This window comes from Streptomyces sp. NPDC088157 (assembly GCF_044741545.1).
Taxonomy (GTDB): domain Bacteria; phylum Actinomycetota; class Actinomycetes; order Streptomycetales; family Streptomycetaceae; genus Streptomyces.
This window is the reverse complement of the sequence record NZ_JBIUSU010000023.1, coordinates 1-17599: the sequence shown is the minus strand read 5'-3', so window position 1 is coordinate 17599 and position 17599 is coordinate 1. Positions and strand designations below refer to the sequence as shown.

Sequence of the window (17599 nt, the reverse complement as noted above, 5' to 3'; positions counted from 1 at the left end):
GAACTACAGACACTCCTCGCCACCTGGGCCGGCGCCTGCCCCACCTGCCACCGCAACATACCCACCCCCATGCGAACCTGACCAAGCCCTACTAGGAGCGTTTTCATGCACGACGACCGGAGGCTGGTGGAGGACCGTCTCGACCGCGTCCTGCGCGAACGGATCCGCCCCGCCGTCCACCGCACCAAAGTGCCTCTCGGGGTGGAGGTATGGCACGTGCCGGGGGAGCCGGTGCCGGTGGCGGAGGGGCTGGCCGCGCCGTACGAGCCCGCCCGCGTGGGCGACGTGTGGGGCCGGGCCTGGGGCACCAGCTGGTTCCGGCTGACCGGTGCCGTTCCCGCCGACTGGGCGGGCAGTCAGGTCGAGGCGGTGGTCGACCTCGGCTACGACGCCGGCCCGGGATTCTCCGCGGAGGGTCTCGTGTACCGGCCGGACGGCACGGCTGTGAAAGGCCTGCACCCCCGCAGCGCCTCCGTGCGGATCGCCGCGCCCGCGGCCGGGGGCGAGCCGGTGACCCTGTACGTCGAGGCCGCTGCCAACCCGTTGATCGAAGGACCCGTGACGCTGCTCGGCGACACCGAGACGGCCCCGCCGGAACCGATGTACCGGCTACGGCGGGCGGATCTCGCGGTCTTCGACCCGGACGTCTGGGAACTGACGCAGGACCTGGACGTCCTGGGCCAGCTCATGCATGAACTTCCGCTGGACACCCCGCGCCGCTGGGACGTGCTGCGCGCGATCGAGCGCGCCCTGGACGCGCTCGACCTGGACGACGTCCCCGGCAGCGCGGCTGCGGCCAGGGAATGCCTGGCTCCCGCCCTGGCCGCGCCGGCCGCGGCCTCCGCGCACCGGGTGTCCGGTGTGGGCCACGCGCACATCGACTCCGCCTGGCTGTGGCCGCTGCGCGAGACGGTGCGCAAGGTGGCCCGGACATGCTCCAACGTGGCCTCACTCATGGACGACCACCCGGAGTTCGTCTTCGCCATGTCGCAGGCCCAGCAGCTCGCCTGGATCAAGGAGCACCGCCCGGAGGTGTTCGCCCGCGTGAAGGAGAAGGTGGCGGCCGGGCAGTTCGTGCCGGTCGGCGGGATGTGGGTGGAGTCGGACACCAACATGCCGGGTGGCGAAGCGCTGGCTCGGCAGTTCACGCACGGCAAGCGGTTCTTCCTCGATGAGTTCGCGATCGAGACCGAGGAGGTGTGGCTGCCGGACTCGTTCGGCTACTCCGCCGCCCTGCCGCAGCTCGTGAAGCTGTCCGGGTCGAAGTGGTTCCTGACGCAGAAGATCTCCTGGAGCCAGACCAACCCCTTCCCGCACCACACCTTCTGGTGGGAAGGGCTCGACGGCAGCCGGGTGTTCACGCATTTCCCGCCCGTGGACACCTACAACTCCGAGTTCTCCGGGCAGGAGATGGCCCACCTGGTGTGCAACTTCCGGGACAAGGGCTCCGCCAACCGCTCGATGGTGCCGTTCGGTTACGGCGACGGAGGAGGCGGTCCGACCCGGGAGATGCTCGCCCGTGCCCGCCGGCTGCGGGACCTGGAGGGCTCACCGCGGGTCGACATCGAAAAGCCCGCAGAGTTCTTCGCCAAGGCGCAGGCGGAGTACCCGAACGCGCCCGTGTGGGTGGGCGAGCTGTACCTGGAGCTGCACCGGGGCACCTACACGTCGCAGGCGAAGACCAAGCAGGGCAACCGGCGCAGCGAGGCCCTGCTGCGCGAGGCGGAGCTGTGGGCCGCGACGGCGGCCGTACGCACGGGCTTCACCTACCCCTACGAGACGTTGGACCGGATCTGGAAGACGGTCCTGCTGCACCAGTTCCACGACATCCTTCCGGGCTCGTCCATCGCCTGGGTCCACCGTGAGGCCCGCCGGACCTACGCCCGGGTGGCCGAGGAGCTGGAGACGGTGATCGATGCCGCGCAGCGGGCACTGGCCGGGGGAGCGGGCCCGGGCGCGGGCGGCACCGTCGTATTCAACGCGGCCCCGCACGAGCGGGGCGGCATCCCGGCGATGGGCGGCGCCCCGGCCGGCTACCGAACCGTCGGCCGGGCCGTGTCGGCCGGCGAGCGCCCGGACGGCGGGTTCGTCCTCGAGAACGGTCTACTGCGGGTGACGGTGGACCGGCGCGGTCTGGTCACCTCCGTGTACGACATCGCCGCCGCACGCGAGGCGGTCGCGCCGGGCAGCGCGGCCAATCTCCTCCAGATCCACCCTGACCTGCCCAACCACTGGGACGCCTGGGACGTGGACTCCTTCTACCGCAACACCGTCACCGACCTGACGAGCGCCGACGAGGTGCTGCTCACCCACAAGGACGACCCGTCGCTGGCAGCGGTACGGGTGGTCCGTAGCTTCGGCTCCTCGCGGGTCGAGCAGTCACTGACGCTGCGGGCCGGCGCCAAGCGGCTGGACATCGAAACGGAGGTGGACTGGCAGGAACGGGAGAAGCTGCTGAAGGTGGCCTTCCCGGTGGACGTGCACGCGGACCGGTCGGCCGCCGAGACGCAGTTCGGGCACGTGTTCCGCCCCACGCACACAAACACCAGCTGGGACGCCGCCAAGTTCGAGATCTGCGCCCACCGCTTCCTGCACGTGGGCGAGCCGGACTGGGGGGCAGCGGTGGTGAACGACTCGACGTACGGCCACGACGTCACCCGCACGGTGCGCGAGGACGGCGGGACGACGACCACCGTACGGCTCTCCCTGCTGCGCGCGCCGCGCTTCCCGGACCCGGACACCGACCAGGGCGTGCACCGATTCCGGTACGCCTTCGTCGCGGGCGCGGGTATCGCGGAGGCGGTGCGCGAGGGGTACCGGATCAATCTGCCGGAGCGTTCGGCGCCCGGTGACGCGGTGGTGGCGCCGCTGGTGGCGGTGGATCACGACTCGGTGGTCGTGGAGTCGGTCAAGCTCGCCGACGACCGGTCCGGCGCGGTGGTCGTGCGGCTGTACGAGGCGCTGGGGCGGCGGGCGGAATTCCGTGTGACCGCCGGCTTCCCCCTCGCCTCGGCCGTCGCCGTCGACCTGCTGGAGCGCCCGTCGGCGGAAGGCTCCGCGCCCTGCGAGGTGTCCGGCGACCATGCGGTGGCACTCTCGCTGCGCCCGTTCCAGATCGTCACGCTGCGGCTGGTTCCGGCGGTGCGTTGACAGTCCGCGGACGGCGATCAGCCCGCCGTCAGCGCCAGAAGGCAGGGCGCTGACGGCCGGGGTGCCTGAGGCTCATACCTGCACCGTGTCTTTTGGGTCTCGTGCCAGTCGTTGCAGTGTGCAGAAGGCGTGGGCGGCGGAGACGAGGGGGACGTGGTGGTGCCAGCCGTTCCAGGTGCGGCCTTCGAAGTGGGCCAGGCCCAGGGCCTGTTTCAAGCAAGGAGGTCATGGACGCCCTTGAGGAAGCCGCCGCCGACCAGGAACGGGCCAGGCAAAAGGGGGCGACCCGCCGGAACAGAACGGACAGGACGGAAGCGACGACTCCGGCCGGGAAGAACGGCGGCACATCAGGCGACGGCGCAAGCTCCGTCGGAAGGAGGCCCTGCTCGGCAGGTCCCGTGGTGGGCTGACGAGCAGGATTCATCTCGCCGCGGACCGCAAGTGCCGTCCGTTGTCGTTCGTCCTGACCGCAGGACAGGCCGCTGACAGCCCGCAGTTCGTCCCGGTGCTGCAGAAGGTGCGGGTCCGTCTGCCTGTCTGCCGTCCCCGGACCCGGCCTGGCGCTGTCGCCGCGGACGACCGGACCCATCGTCAGCCTGCTTCCCATCGTGCTGATCGGCGTGGTGTTCGGACTCGCCATGGACTACGAGGTCTTCCTCGTCTCCCGGATGCGGGAGGAGTACGTCCACGGTGCCGAACCCACACAGGCAATCGTGGAGGGTTTCCGGCACAGCGGTCGGGTGGTCACCGCCACCGCGGTCATCATGGTCTCCGTCTTCTCCGGATTCCTCCTCGACGACGAGGTACTGATCAAGTCCATCGGCCTGGGGCTCGCCGCCGCCGTGTTCTTCGACGCCTTCGTCGTGCGGATGACCATCGTCCCCGCGGTGATGGCCCTGCTCGGCCACCGCTCCTGGACCCGGCCGAAGTGGCTGGACCGAATCCTGCCCGACGTGGATGTCGAGGGCGAGAACCTGCGCCACGCGCTCGAAGCCGAGCAGACCGTCTCCGCGCCCGAACCCGTGCTCGCCGGTGTAACCGCGGGGGTCCACGCGGGCTCGGACGACGTCCGCATGCCCGGCATGGACGGCATCGAGGCCACCAGGCGCATCATCGCGTCCGGCGGCCGCTCCCGGATCCTGGTCCTGACCACCTTCGACCTCGACGGATACGCCTACGACGCCCTGCGTGCCGGAGCGTCCGGGTTCCTGCTCAAAGACGCCCTGCCCCACGAACTCGTCTCCGGCATCCGCGCGGTGGCCGCCGGAGACGCCGTCATCTCGCCCGGCCTGACCCGCAAGCTCATCGACGCCTTCAGCAGCCGTCTGCCGGGCCACACGCCCGAACAGCAACGGCAGCTGGCCCGCCTCACCAACCGCGAACGCGAAGTACTCACCGCCATCGCGCCCGGCTGGAGCAACACCGAGATCGCCGCACGCCTCTCCCTCGCCGAGTCCGTCAAGTCACACGTGAGCAGCATCCTTACCAAGATCGGGGTCCGGGACCGGGTCCAGGCCGTGATCTTCGCCTACGACGCCGGCCTCGTCAGGCCTGCCTGAGCATGGCCGGAGGACTACGTGGCGGGCTTGGACACCGGTTCCTGGGCCGGAGGACAGGGGCGGCGCCTTCTTCGCCACAGCAGCGAGCCCCCGATCGCCGTCAGAGCGACCAGGGCGAGGGCGGGGCCGCCCAGCGTGAGAACGCGCTGGAGAGAGGTCGCGGCGGCGTATCCGACACCCGCTTCCGCTGTGGCCCACACACAGGCGGCGACGACGCTGTACGGAGCGATGCGCCGGTAGGGCAGGCGGGTGGCGCCCGCGGAGTGCGGGGCGAGGGTGCGCACCACCGGCAGGAAGCGGGCCACGAAGACCGCTCGGCCGCCGTGACGCGTCATCAGCGCCTCGGCCCGGCCCCACGCGGCATCCGGAACACGACGGCCCATGTGGCCGCCGCGCAGCCGGTCACCGAGATATCTGCCGGTGCGGTGGGCGAGGAAGTCACCCGCCACCACGGCGCCGGCTGCGGCTGCGACGACGAGGAGAAGGTTGACGTGGCCGGTGCGGGCCAGCGCGCCGGCGGTCAGGAGCAGGGTCAGCGTCGGGACGAAAGCGCCGATCAGAAGCACCGACTCGGCCAGGACCGCAGCGGCCACCACCGTGTACGCCGCGGCCGGCGAGAGGTGGCCGAGGAGGTCGGAGAGCGCGTTCACCGACTCGCCCCGTCCGACCGCGGCGCGAGCTGCTCGGCGGAGACGAGGGGGCGTCGCAGATGCCAGACATAGGCGGGGGGAACGTTGGCCCACACCGTCCAGCGGCCAGTGGCGTAGGTGCGCTGGTAGGTGGCCATGATCTCGTCCACGGCGGCGTGGCGGCGGGCTTCGGCTCGCGATGCCGTCAGGGCGCGGGCCTTGCGGGTGCCGAGGTAGGCGAAGTAGGTCAGCGTGCCACCGGGGTGGAGCAGTTCCATATAGCGGGCCATGATGCGCTCGACCTGCACGGGCGCGAAGTTGGTCAGCGGCAGCCCCGAGACGATCACGTCGTACCGCTGATCGGTGTCGAGCTGCTCGACGTAGGCCTGATGCACGTTCACCTGCGGGGACGTGGCTGTCAGGTGCGGGTGCGTGGCGACGAGACGACGCAGTCGCGCGGCGAAACGCGGGTTGGCCTCGACGACGTCCAGGCGGCTGCCCCGGGACAGCTGCGGTATCAGGGCCCGGGTGACCGGGCCGGTGCCGGCACCGGCTTCCAGGACTGCCAGCGGGTGGGGCGCCTGAGCCCGTACGGGGTCGGTGAGCACGCGGGCCAGGGACTTGCCGCTGGGGGCTATGGCACCCGTGGTGCGCAGATCACGGGCCGCTTCGCTCAGGAACATCCAGCCTTCGGCGTTGCGCTGCGTAAGGGCACGATCGTGGGAGGTGGTCCGGTCGTTCATGGAATTGACGCTAGAAAGTCGCACCTGACATGGGATCCGTCGTTCGGCGACGGCGTCCCCCTACGAAAGTAGGGGGTGTACATCATCGCTCGTCGGACGGAACCGCGCACCGGGCTGCCTAGGATGACCCAGGTGAGCAGCAGAGAAAGCCGCAGATGGGCGGCCTACGGGCGTGGGGCGCTCGTGGCGTTGTGCGTGCTGGCCGCCGTGCTGAACGACGTGGCAGTCCAAGGGCACTACCTGGTTCCCGTCATGGCCACGGCGCTGGTGTGCGGAGCCGCCCTGCTCGTGCCCCGGCTGCGATTCCCCGCCGCGCCGTTGTTGATCACCGTGGCCACGGCATGGTGGGGATCGTTGCTGCTGCCCATGCTGGCCGTCGTCCTGTACGACCTGGCCGTGGACCGCCGGGCGCGGATGGCGATGGGCTGTGCGGTCGCCGCGCTGGGCGCCAACCTGTTCGGCTACCGGCCCACCTCCCTGTGGACGGGCGAGTCCTACGCGTCCACGGTGCTCATGCCGGTTCTGGCCGTGCTCGTCGGGCTGTGGCTGGGCAGCCGGCGCCGCCTGCTCCTGGCGCTGGCAGCCGACGTCGAGCACCTGAGCGTCGAGGCGCAGCTGCGCGAGGAGGCGGCCCGCATCGCGGAACGGTCCCGCATCGCCGCCGAGATGCACGACGTCCTGGCCCACCGCCTGAGCCTGATCGCCCTGCACACCGGTGTCCTGGCCACCAGGAGCGGCACACTGCCCGCACCGGTCGCCGAACGCCTCGGACTGCTGCGCACGACGTCCGTCGAGGCCCTCACCGATCTGCGCGACGTCCTCGGTGTGCTGCGCGACCCCGACGCCACGCCGACCGGTGCCGCGCTCAAGCCGATGATGAGGGAAGTGGGGGAACTGGCCGACGAGGCCCGCGCCGCCGGCCAGCACATCGAGCTGACCACCGACGGCCTTCCCGAGCAGGCTCCCACCACCCACCGTCTGGCCGTGTACCGCATCGTCCAGGAAGCACTGACCAATGCCCGCAAGCACGCCGACGGCGCTCCGGTGACCGTACGCGTCGACTACGGGCCGCCCGCCACACGCGTCGAGGTCACCAACCCCCCTGGCACTCCCCGCACGGACACCGTCGGCAGCGGGTACGGACTCGTCGGCCTGCGCGAACGCGTCACCGCCCTCGGCGGACACCTGAACGCCGGGCCGGCCGGCGCGGGCGCCTGGTGGCTGGCCGCACGCATCCCCCACCCCGCCGGCATCGAACAGAACGGCACCCGCACATGATCCGCACCATGATCGTCGACGACGACGCCCTCGTCCGCCTCGGCCTGGCCGACCTCCTGGACGGCGACCCGGGCATCGAGGTCGTCGCCCAGGCCTCCGACGGCCTGCAGGCCATCGAACAGGCCACCGCCCACCGCGTCGACGTCGCCCTCGTCGACGTACGCATGCCCCGCATGGACGGCATCACCGCCACCGCCCGCCTGCGAGCCCTCCCCCACCCGCCGAAGGTGATCACCCTGACCACCTTCGACCTCGACGAGTACGTCTACAACGCCCTCGCCGCCGGAGCCGACGGCTTCCTGCTCAAGGACACCGACCCTGCAGAAATACTGCGCGCCGTCCACCTGGTGGCCGCCGGTTCGGCCATGCTCCACCCCACCGCGGCCCGCCGTCTCATCGACCGCTACCACGCGGCCAACCAGCCTGAAGCAACCGCCGCCAAGGCCCGGCTGGACCGGCTCACCCCCCGCGAACGCGACGTGCTCACCCTGCTCGCCCACGGCGACACCAACGCCGACATCGCCACCCGCCTCGCGATGCGCGAGAGCACCGTCAAGGCCCACGTCAGCCGTGTCCTGACCGCGCTGGAAGTCACCAACCGCGTCCAGGCCGCCCTGCTGGCCCGCGACGCGGGACTCACAGCCTGACAAGCGGAGGCCGGGAACACGGAAGGCGAGGTGCGACAGCCTCGACGCGTTGCCGAGGCTGTCGATCCGCCACTGTCTCTCGCAGCCCTGTTGCCCCGTGGATGTCCTGGCGGCGTTGGCGAACCCTGCCGCCCGGCTCACGGACCACTACCGGGCGCACCACCGCATCGCGGTCCTCAGCGGGAATGCCGAGCTCGATTGGGCGCTCGACGAGGTCCTCCTCAAGATGGAGCCCTACCACCCCCTCGACGTGATCGATTCGGCGGCGGGAGCCGGTGGCCCGGAGTCGACCCATCGGCGCCTCGTGGAGGCGATTCCCGACATCTGCCCTGTCGACCCCCTACTTTCGTAGGGGGTCACCGTCGCAGAACGACGGATCCGACGCGAAACACCAGCGTCTACCGTCGAACCCATGAACGGCTGGACCACCTCCCACGACCGAGTCCTGGCGCAGCGCCATGCAGAAGGCTGGATGTTCCTGATCGAAACGGCCCGCGATCTGCTGCCCGCCCGTGCCGCCGCCCCCAGCACGAGCGCGCTGGCCCTGGCCCTGACCGAGCCCGTGCGGGCCCAGGCACCCCACCCGCTGGCAGTGCTGGACGCCGGCGCGGGCGCCGGAGCGGTGACTCGCTCCCTGATGTCCCAACTGCCCCGGGGCAGCCGCCTGGACGTCGTCGATGCCGGTCCGCGCCCCGCCGCGCAACTGCGCCACCTCCTCGCCACGCCCCCCACCCCGGCAGGAAGACCCGGGCCCGTGACCGTGCGCCAGACGCGCCTTGAGGACCTCGCCACCGAGGACCGCTACGACGTGATCGTCTCCGGGCTACCGCTGACCAACTTCACTCCGGTACGGGTCGAGCGCATCCTTGCCCACTACATGGAACTGCTGCATCCCGGCGGCACCCTGACCTACTTCACCTACGTCGGCATGCGCGAACTCCGTGCCGTGACCGCCTCACGGAGCGAAGCGCGCCGACGCGCCGCGGTGGAGGAAGTCATGTCCGCCTATCAGCGCAGTTGCACCACCCGCCGCCGGACCGTGTGGGCCAACTTTGGGGTCGCCTACGGGGTCGGCTCGCAGATGACAACGGGGATCTGCCGGTCGGTCCACGCCTGGTACTTGTCGAAGTCTGCGTACATGGCGACAAGTCTCGGCCAGAGCTCTGCGCGCTCGGCAGGATCGGCTGTACGCGCGCGCATGCGACGTACGCTGCTGCGGATCTGGACGGTGATCTGCGGATCTGCTTGAAGATTTCGATACCACAGTGGGTTCTTCGGTAGGCCTCCCTGCGACGCCACGAGAAACACACGATCACCATCACTCAAGCAGAGCAGGGGCTGGGTCCGTGGTAAGCCGCTTTTGCGCCCCCTGGTGGTCACGAGACAGACGGGCACGCCGCGAGGGAAAGCGCTCCCGATCCTCCACTTGCCGCCGATCCGCCCGCCCGTGGCGCGATAGACAGCGACATTGAACCGGGACGCCAGTTTGATGATCTTCGGCACGAGGGGCGAATCCAGCCCTTGCGGGCGATCGAAGGGCGTCGGCGTGGTGGGTGGAGTGTCGGTCATGTCATCTCACTCTCCTTCGGCTTTTCACGGAATCGCCCGTCTCACTGCGTAACCGCCGCCTCAGCAAGGCGTTTGGTGGAGTCGCGCTCCCCTGATCGTCGAGGGAACCGGTCGGGGCAGCGGCGCCGCGAAGAGGCTCACGCCGCCTTGCTGGTCCCGTACCGTCCCCGGAACGCGACCCAGGAGATCTCTTACCGCGCGTCGGCAGCACGGCTTGCACTCAGGTCAGCGGTCGAGCCCTCTCCTGGCAGGGGCCGTTGCAGCTGGGCTTCCTCCGGGGTCTGCGAGCGACCGCGCTGATGCGCACCCATCGCGAACGCTCCTTCGGCGTGACCGCGCGGCACAGCCCCGCACGATGGGGTGTGCTGCATCCGAACAGCGGGAAACCAGGAACCAGAAGACGCGCACAGTGAAATGGAAGGCAGTGAAGACCGCAAGAGGCGTGCCACTGGTCAAGGGCGGCACCGTACATTCGCGGTCGAGCCACTGGTGGACGTGAGGCAGCCGTCGAGTACCTCGCTGCGGTGTCGGGCCTGAAGTCGTAGGCCCTGCCGGACGAGAGCGATGGAGTCGTTGAGGTCAGTGACGATGGGGTTGGCCAGGAGCCAGCCCGGCCTGGCATCCCACGCCGAGCCGGAAGCTGAGGAGTGACGGCACCGCGGAGGCCCTCTGCGGAAGGCGGCGTCCGAAGGATGTTTCAGTAGAGCGGGAATGCCCAGCCGCCGGGGTACCAGGGTTCGCGTTCGCCGCGGAAAGCTGCCGATCCGAGGGAGAGGGCGCCATGTCGCAGTTCCTCGACGAGGCCGGCAGCCGCGAGGGCGGTCAGCGAGGTGCCGCCGAGGAAGGCGGCGCCAAGGGCCGCCGCCGTCAGCCGTATGTCGGCCGGGGCGGTCGTGGGCTCGCAGACGGCGGTCCCTGCTTCCGCCTGCAGCCGGTGGCGCCGGCTGTTCCACGGGCAGAAGTCGTCCCGCACGTCCAGGACGAGGTCCAAGGGAAGGCTGTAACTCCTGCCCGCCAAGGCCCTGTCGACGTCGACCGTCCGCAGCCACAGACGGTCCACCGGCGTGGCCGCGACCGCTCGCGGCTCGACCAGCAGGTGCGGCAGAGACTCGTCCACGGCGCCCTCGTAGTCGATCCAGGCCACCAGGTCGATGCCCACGAGGAAGCGCCACAGCGCCGCATAGGACTGGCGCGAGCACGCTGCCAGCTCTATTACCTCCACCACCCCGGCGCTGCCGCCGAGCCCGTCCGGTGCGGAGCTGTGCCGGTAGAGCGCGTAGCCAGTGGCACGTCCGTCGCGCTCGTGGTGCACAGCGCACCGGAGCGAGGTCGCCGTACCGCGCCGGTGCGGATGGTCGGCGAGGCGCACCGTCCAGTGGGCCGCCTGCCGGTCGGGCCAACCGACCGTCGCGGTGCGGACCTGGTCGTAGATCCCCTCAAGGAGGGGGCGGGTCTGGACGGCGTGCCGCAGGCGCACAGTCCCGTCGCCTAAGTCGGTATCGGGGCGGAGCCGCATGGCGCGTCGGTCGCAGCGCATCCGGTTGCCGACAGTCGCGGGGCCGTAGCCGTACCGTCCGTAGATGCCGGCCTCGGAGGGGCGGAGCGCGGCGATCGGTTCGCGCTGCTGCTCGTGCAGGTCGGTCAGCTGGGCGCGCATCATCGAAGTGAGGATGCCGCGGCGGCGATGTGTCGGGGCCACGCCCACGGAGGCGACCCCCGCCACGGGCAGGACACCGCCGGGCACCGTCAGCATGCGACTGTAGACGGAGGCTCCGGCGACCGGCTCGCCCTCGTCGAACACGGCCAGGGTGCGAGCGAGATCCGTCGCGGCTCGCTGGTCGGCCAGTTCCTCTTCCGACCGGTCCAGGCCATAGGTGTCCGCGATCATGCGCGCCCAGGGAGCGAATTCTTGCTCGGCGACGCCGCGAAGCTGGAACGGAGATGTGGACATCGGTCATGTGTACAACACATCCGACCGGCCTGACGATTCGGGCCAACCTGCGCTCTGCCGGTTCGCAGCCGCCGACATCCTGGCCGCCCTCGACGCCCTGGGCCGAGTGCCGGTCCGGGCCGGCACTCGCGGACAGTTCGTCTCACCTGCCCCAGCCCGGCCATGGCTGCACCGCTGTCAGACTCGGGCGAGCTCGGCGGCACCGAACGACACGTCGAAACGGTCGCACCAGATGCTCACGCTGCTGTAGCCCGACGGATCCACGTCAGCGGGCAGGGCGTAGTTCTGACTTCCCCTGTTGCCCTTCAACTTGCCGAGGCTGACGTACTTCCCGTCGTCGAAGACATGCCATCCGGCCTTCCCCTGCTTCACCGGCGCGTCGGTCAGCCAGACACGCAGGTTCGGCCCGTTGCTGGTGTCGAGGTTCTCCAGCCGGACGACGTGGGAGCCGTCGGCCAGCCGCAAGAGCTTCACCGAGCCCGATGTCTCGTGCTCGTGGCTGATCAGCTCACCACTCGCCAGCGTCTGCGGACCGGTGGCCGACGGCGCCGCGGAGGGCTTGTCCGAGGGCGCCACGACAGCAGGGGCGGAGCTTTCCGCAGCCCCCGGCAGGGCCTCCTGGACGGTCTCGTCCTGCCACAGCTTCCACGGCTGGAACCAGTACAGACCGAAGCCGACTCCGCCGACCGTCACCACCAGCACCGCGATCACCAACGGTCCGGTCAGAACCTTGCGCACGCGCGCCATCTCCGCCTCGTCTCCTGGGAGTTCGCCTGTTGCTCTCCTATTCAACGCAGACGGGGGCCCGTCCCGCACCGCGCAGCTGATGACGGAATCCTTACGCCTCACCATGGCGAAGTCAGGAGTGTTGAGCTCTCGACCAGCCAAGCGTTGCCTGAGGTTGTCCGCCGCGGGCCGACAGCCGACGTTCCTACTCCGGGTGGCGGTGTTGAGCGGACGCCGGCTACTCCGCACCCCGACGTCGGCCATGGCGGAGAGCAGCACCGCGGTACCGAGGTCGTTGCGGGACACGTACTCGACCGCGTCGCCGAACCCCTTCCCAAGACCCACCATCGCCGCCTGATGACACACGGTGTCCACACCCGGCGCAGCGGCGGCGACCGCCTCCGCGTCGCGTACGTCCAAGCCGTCACGCAGGTCGAACACGACCGCCTCGTGCCCCCGTGCGGTCAGCTCTTCGACGACATGACACCCGATGTACCCGGCTCCGCCGGTGACCAGTACCCGCATACGGGAACGCCAGGAGCATGAGCACGGCAGCACCGCACCCCTCACGTCCCAGGTCCGTAAGGCCTCGCCAGGTGCAGCAGCCCATGGCACATCGCCTTGGGGCCAACTCAGTCGGGAGCACAACGACACCGCGACCGCACTCCCCCGCCCGCGCTCCACCATGCCGGGCCACGGCCCGCACGGCGTACAGCGTCCCGAAGTGGTCGACCTCGATCATTCGCGGAAGACCTTGTCCGGCAGCTCCGGGAAGTTCCCGGGCCGCGCGTCCGCCAGAGGCGATCAGGTCCACTGTGGACGTCTCCGCGCGGCTCGGCCGGCTGTTGCAGGAACCGCGACGCGAAATCGAACTCGCGTCGTCCATGGGTCGGGCGGTTCGGGCTCGCCCGTTTCGGCATCGTGACAGGTGGAGGATCTCCTCCCTCACCTGCACGGCCGTACGCCCTGCAATGAGCTGCGCACTCGACGTATACACACGGCGTATACACGGTGTGTATAGTGTGCTCATGTCCATCGGTCACACCCTTTTGGGGCTCCTGGAGTCCGGCCCGCGCCACGGCTACGACCTCAAGCGGGCCTTCGACGAGAAGTTCGGTCACGACCGGCCGCTGCACTACGGCCAGGTCTACTCGACGATGTCCCGGCTGCTGAAGAACGGCCTCGTCGAGGTCGACGGCATCGAGGCCGGCGGCGGCCCGGAGCGCAAGCGCTACGCGATCACCGAAGCCGGCATCACCGACGTAGAACGGTGGCTCGCGACCCCGCAGAAGCCGGAGGAGTACCTCCAGTCGGCCCTCTACACCAAAGTCGTCCTCGCGCTGCTCACCCACCGGGACGCCGCCGACATCCTGGACACCCAACGCTCCGAGCACCTGCGCAGCATGCGCATCCTTACCGACCGCAAGCGCACGGGCGATCTGGCGGACCAGCTGATCTGCGACCACGCCCTCTTCCACCTGGAGGCGGACCTGCGCTGGCTGGAGCTGACCGCCGCCCGACTCGACAAACTCCGTGAGGCTGTGGCCCGATGACGACTTCTCCCCCTGGTTCCCTGCTCACCGCGCATGACCTGCGCAAGACCTACGGGCACACCCACGCCCTCGACGGCGCCGAGTTCTCCATCCATCCCGGCGAGGTCGTCGCCATCATGGGCCCCTCCGGCTCCGGCAAGTCGACGCTGCTGCACTGCCTCGCGGGCATCCTGCCGCCCGACTCCGGGTCGATCACCTACAACGGACGTGAAGTGACGAAGATGAGCGACGCCCAGCGCAGCGCGCTGCGCCGCTCCGAGTTCGGCTTCGTGTTCCAGTTCGGGCAGCTCGTGCCGGAACTGACCTGCGTGGAGAACGTCGCCCTGCCGCTCAGGCTGAACGGCACCTCCCGCAAGGAAGCCGAGCGGACCGCGCTCGGCTGGATGGAACGCCTGGAGGTCGACGACCTGAAGGGCAAGCGGCCCGGCGAGGTCTCCGGCGGCCAGGGCCAGCGCGTCGCCGTGGCCCGCGCGCTGGTCACCGGCCCCCGGGTGCTGTTCGCCGACGAACCGACCGGAGCGCTCGACTCCTACAACGGCGAGCGCGTGATGGAACTGCTCACCGACGCGGCCCGCTCCGCCAACGCCGCCGTCGTCCTCGTCACCCACGAGGCACGGGTGGCCGCCTACTCCAGCCGCGAGATCGTCGTACGCGACGGCAAGTCCCGGGACATGGAGCGCGCCGTATGAGCCCGCGCAGGGAGCACCTCCCACGCGTGGGGGTCCCCCCGCTCGAGCGAAGCCGAGCGTGGGGGAGAAGCCGAGCGTGGGGGAGGTCCAGAGACCTGGCCATGGGAGCCCGGTTCGCCGTCACCGGCGGCCGCGAGGGCTGGATCCGAATGACGCTGACAGCGGTCGGCGTCGGCCTCGGCGTGGCCCTGCTCCTGTTGTGCACCGCGATGCCCAACGTGTTCGCCTCCCGCAGCAAGGTGGAGGACGCCCGCTACGCCAACGTGTACTCCCAGACGGTCCCGCCCAAGGCCGACAACACTCTCCTGATCGCCCTCGCCGACACCACCTGGCACGACGACGACATCCTGGGCCGGTTCGTCGAACCCGAGGGCAGGCGGGCGCCGCTGCCCCCGGGGGTCGACCGCTTCCCGGGTAAGGGCGAGATGGTGGTATCCCCCGCCCTCAAGGACCTGCTGGACTCGGACGACGCGAAACTGCTGCAGGAGCGCCTGCCGTACAAGATCACCGGCACGATCGGCGAGAGCGGGCTGATCGGCTCGCACGAACTGGTTTACTACGCGGGCGCCTCGGGGTTGAAGCTCGCGGACTCCTCCCTGGTGACGCGGCTGACCAAGTTCGGCGAACCGGACGCGACGCCCGAGAAGACCGACCCGGTGCTGCTGCTCATGATCCTGGTCGTGTTCGTGGTGCTGCTGACGCCGGTCGCCGTGTTCATCGCCGCCGCCGTCCGCTTCGGCGGCGAACGCCGCGACCGCCGCCTCGCCGCGCTCCGCCTGGTCGGCTCCGACCGGCGGATGACCCGTCGGATCGCGGCGGGCGAGGCGCTCGCCGGAGCCCTGCTCGGCCTGGCCGTGGGCACCGGTTTCTTCTTGCTCGGCCGCCAGAAGCTGGGCACCGGCGAGTTGCTGGGCGTGAGCGTCTGGCCCAGCTACCTCGACCCCACTCCCGCCCTTGCCGCGCTGGTCGCGGTGGCGGTGCCGGTCGCCGCGGTGCTGGTCACGCTGCTCGCGATGCGCGGCGTGGTCGTCGAACCCCTCGGTGTCGTGCGGTCGGCCAAGCAGAGCCGCCGTCGGCTGTGGTGGCGGCTGCTGCCGTCCGCGGCCGGCCTCGCGATGCTCTACCCGATGATCGGCCAAGGCCACGAGAACGGAGACTTCAACCAGTACCTCGTCATCGGCGGCGTCCTGATGCTGCTGATCGGCATCACCGCCCTGCTGCCCTGGGTCGTGGAGGCGGTCGTCGTCCGGCTCGGCAAGGGCTCGCTGTCCTGGCAGCTGGCCGTGCGACGGCTGCAGCTGAGTAGCGGCACCGCCGCCCGCATGGTCAACGGCATCGCCGTGGCGGTGGCCGGGGCCATCGCGCTGCAGATGCTCTTCACGGGAACGCAGAGCCAGTACACCGAGAACACCGGCCAGGACCCCAGCCGGGTCCAGATGCAGGTCGCCTTCAGCGGGCCCAAGCCGCTGTCCGGCATCGAGCGCGAATTCACCGGCACCAAGGGTGTCCGGGCCGCGGTGGCCCTGGCCCGCTCCCAGTACGGGGACTCACGTCGCGACCCGGAGAACAGCAACGGCCTGACCGTGGGTAACTGCGCCGCCCTGCGCGAACTCGCCACATTGCCCTCCTGCAAGGACGGCGACGTGTTCATCACGCGAACGCGGAGCGGCTACTCGGACCCCAGCAACGCGTCCGAAATCGCCCTGGTGAAGCCCGGTCGGCAGCTCTACATCGACCCGTCGTACGACGGCCCCGAACGCGGCCTCGAGGTGCCCTGGACCGTCCCGGCGAACGTTCGGGAGGTGAACGCGCGCAAGGACTCACTGCAGGACTACACCAGTCTGCTGGTCACTCCCGCCGCCCTGCCCCGCAAGGCCGCGCCCGCGGTGTTCTCGGACGGTGTCTACCTGCGTCTGGACCCCTCGGTGCCGGACTCACGGGAGTACGTACGCAACGTCGCCGCCCGCATCGACCCCCTGGCACAAACCTTCGGCTGGTCGGCGGACCAGGAGGACGCCAAGTACACCTCCATCCGCACCGGCCTGTTCGTCGGCTCCGCCTTCGTGCTGGCACTGATCGGAGCGAGCCTGCTGGTCTCCCAGCTAGAACAGCTGCGCGAACGCAAGAAGCTGCTCTCCGCGCTGGTCGCCTTCGGCACCCGGCGCCACACACTCAGCCTGTCCGTCCTGTGGCAGACAGCCCTCCCGGTCGGACTCGGTCTCGTACTGGCCACGACGGTGGGCGTCACCCTCGGCGCGGTACTGCTGAAGATGACCCGTACGCCGGTGACCATGGACTGGGCGAGCGTGCTCACCATGACCGGCGTGGGCGCGGCCGTGGTCGGCGTGGTCACGCTGCTCAGCCTGCCGCCGCTACTGCGCATGATGCGCCCAACGGGCCTGCGCACGGAATAGCTCCTCATACATCCCATGAAGTGGGCTCCTCCCACCAGGAGGAGCCCACTCCTGCACGCAGGCAAGCCCGGTCGGCGTCAGCACAGTCACCGTCAGCGCGCCCTCGGCGTACCTCAGGATCCTCAGCCGAGCCCGACACGCCACCAGAAGGCGTCGGCCGGGAGCCTGCCGACCGCGACAAGGCAGAATCCCGCGGGCGCAGAGGAGCCTCGCTGGGTCGGAGTCGGGCGGTTCGGTTTCTGCTGCGGCCGTACCGCCCGTATCGCACGTACCCTTCGTGGTGTCCACGGCGTCCATAGCGGGCGCCAAACCACTGGAGGCAACACCAAGTGCTGATCGCTCAGCGTCCGTCCCTGACCGAAGAAGTCGTCGACGAGTTCCGCTCCCGATTCGTGATCGAGCCGCTGGAGCCGGGCTTCGGCTACACCCTCGGCAACTCCCTGCGCCGTACGCTCCTGTCCTCGATCCCGGGTGCGGCGGTCACGTCCATCCGCGTCGACGGCATTCTGCACGAGTTCACCACCGTGCCGGGCGTCAAGGAGGACGTCACCGACCTGATCCTGAACATCAAGCAGCTGGTCGTGAGCAGCGAGCAGGACGAGCCGGTCGTGATGTACCTGCGCAAGCAGGGCCCGGGTCTGGTCACCGCCGCCGACATCGCGCCCCCGGCCGGTGTCGAGGTGCACAACCC

13 protein-coding genes and 5 pseudogenes are annotated in these 17599 nt (G+C 70.1%); 12 read left to right on the top strand and 6 right to left on the bottom strand.

The features are described 5' to 3' along the window. Window positions 1-105: 105 nt before the first annotated feature. Window positions 106-3150 (top strand): alpha-mannosidase, encoded by a 3045-nt coding sequence (locus ACIPFH_RS43030; protein WP_401835605.1) that lies wholly within the window; start codon window positions 106-108, stop codon window positions 3148-3150. 72 nt (window positions 3151-3222) lie between these two features. Here ACIPFH_RS43030 and ACIPFH_RS43025 read toward each other — a convergent pair. Continuing rightward, window positions 3223-3366: pseudogene (locus tag ACIPFH_RS43025) on the bottom strand (IS701 family transposase); the annotation flags it as partial. Between ACIPFH_RS43025 and ACIPFH_RS43020 the strand changes: the two are divergent. The 3 genes and pseudogenes from ACIPFH_RS43020 to ACIPFH_RS43010 form a co-directional block, all read left to right on the top strand. After that, window positions 3366-3727, top strand: a pseudogene (locus ACIPFH_RS43020) (hypothetical protein); the annotation flags it as partial. The pseudogenes ACIPFH_RS43025 and ACIPFH_RS43020 sit on opposite strands and share 1 nt — an antisense overlap. 61 nt (window positions 3728-3788) lie before the next feature. Further along, window positions 3789-4019, top strand: a pseudogene (locus ACIPFH_RS43015) (MMPL family transporter); the annotation flags it as partial. Between the two features lie 21 nt (window positions 4020-4040). Continuing rightward, window positions 4041-4709 (top strand): LuxR C-terminal-related transcriptional regulator, encoded by a 669-nt coding sequence (locus tag ACIPFH_RS43010; protein WP_401835606.1) that lies wholly within the window; start codon window positions 4041-4043, stop codon window positions 4707-4709. A 14-nt stretch (window positions 4710-4723) separates the two neighbouring features. Here ACIPFH_RS43010 and ACIPFH_RS43005 read toward each other — a convergent pair whose 3' ends face one another. Continuing rightward, window positions 4724-5359 (bottom strand): DedA family protein, encoded by a 636-nt coding sequence (locus ACIPFH_RS43005; protein ID WP_401835603.1) that lies wholly within the window; start codon window positions 5357-5359, stop codon window positions 4724-4726. Continuing rightward, window positions 5356-6081 carry a class I SAM-dependent methyltransferase gene (locus ACIPFH_RS43000; RefSeq protein WP_401835601.1) on the bottom strand — a complete coding sequence of 242 codons (726 nt, stop codon included), beginning with the start codon at window positions 6079-6081 and terminating at the stop codon, window positions 5356-5358. Before ACIPFH_RS43000 ends, ACIPFH_RS43005 begins: the two co-directional genes overlap by 4 nt. Before the next feature lie 132 nt (window positions 6082-6213). Here ACIPFH_RS43000 and ACIPFH_RS42995 point away from each other — a divergent pair, with 132 nt between their 5' ends. The 4 genes from ACIPFH_RS42995 to ACIPFH_RS42980 all read left to right on the top strand — a co-directional run bounded on the left by ACIPFH_RS42995 (window position 6214) and on the right by ACIPFH_RS42980 (window position 9255). Then, on the top strand, window positions 6214-7359 hold the full coding sequence (locus ACIPFH_RS42995) for a sensor histidine kinase (protein ID WP_401835599.1): 1146 nt from the start codon (window positions 6214-6216) through the stop codon (window positions 7357-7359). Next, on the top strand, window positions 7356-8006 hold the full coding sequence (locus ACIPFH_RS42990; RefSeq protein WP_401835596.1) for a response regulator: 651 nt from the start codon (window positions 7356-7358) through the stop codon (window positions 8004-8006). The genes ACIPFH_RS42995 and ACIPFH_RS42990 overlap by 4 nt, the downstream gene beginning before the upstream one ends. A gap of 115 nt (window positions 8007-8121) precedes the next feature. After that, complete coding sequence (locus ACIPFH_RS42985; RefSeq protein ID WP_401835595.1) at window positions 8122-8358, top strand: hypothetical protein; 237 nt, start codon at window positions 8122-8124, stop codon at window positions 8356-8358. A gap of 60 nt (window positions 8359-8418) precedes the next feature. Then, window positions 8419-9255, top strand: coding sequence for a methyltransferase domain-containing protein (locus ACIPFH_RS42980; protein ID WP_401835592.1), 837 nt, complete (start codon window positions 8419-8421; stop codon window positions 9253-9255). Here ACIPFH_RS42980 and ACIPFH_RS42975 read toward each other — a convergent pair. The 3 genes and pseudogenes from ACIPFH_RS42975 to ACIPFH_RS42965 all read right to left on the bottom strand — a co-directional run. Continuing rightward, window positions 9138-9575 (bottom strand): annotated as a pseudogene (locus ACIPFH_RS42975) (nitroreductase/quinone reductase family protein); the annotation flags it as partial. The gene ACIPFH_RS42980 and the pseudogene ACIPFH_RS42975 sit on opposite strands and share 118 nt — an antisense overlap. A 697-nt stretch (window positions 9576-10272) precedes the next feature. Then, entirely contained in the window at window positions 10273-11526 is a 1254-nt protein-coding gene (locus tag ACIPFH_RS42970; RefSeq protein WP_401835591.1) for a GNAT family N-acetyltransferase, read from the bottom strand. Between the two features lie 177 nt (window positions 11527-11703). After that, entirely contained in the window at window positions 11704-12777 is a 1074-nt protein-coding gene (locus ACIPFH_RS42965) for a DM13 domain-containing protein (RefSeq protein ID WP_401835589.1), read from the bottom strand. A gap of 503 nt (window positions 12778-13280) precedes the next feature. Between ACIPFH_RS42965 and ACIPFH_RS42960 the strand changes: the two genes are divergently transcribed. From ACIPFH_RS42960 to ACIPFH_RS42945, 4 genes and pseudogenes are all read left to right on the top strand, one after another. Beyond that, window positions 13281-13805, top strand: a complete 525-nt coding sequence (locus ACIPFH_RS42960) for a PadR family transcriptional regulator (protein ID WP_401835587.1) — start codon at window positions 13281-13283, stop codon at window positions 13803-13805. Then, a complete protein-coding gene (locus tag ACIPFH_RS42955; RefSeq protein ID WP_401835584.1) occupies window positions 13802-14494 on the top strand; it encodes an ABC transporter ATP-binding protein in 693 nt (230 codons plus the stop codon). Before ACIPFH_RS42960 ends, ACIPFH_RS42955 begins: the two co-directional genes overlap by 4 nt. Window positions 14495-14595: 101 nt before the next feature. Then, entirely contained in the window at window positions 14596-16908 is a 2313-nt protein-coding gene (locus tag ACIPFH_RS42950; protein ID WP_401835581.1) for an ABC transporter permease, read from the top strand. A 329-nt stretch (window positions 16909-17237) separates the two neighbouring features. Then, window positions 17238-17599 (top strand): annotated as a pseudogene (locus ACIPFH_RS42945) (DNA-directed RNA polymerase subunit alpha); the annotation flags it as partial.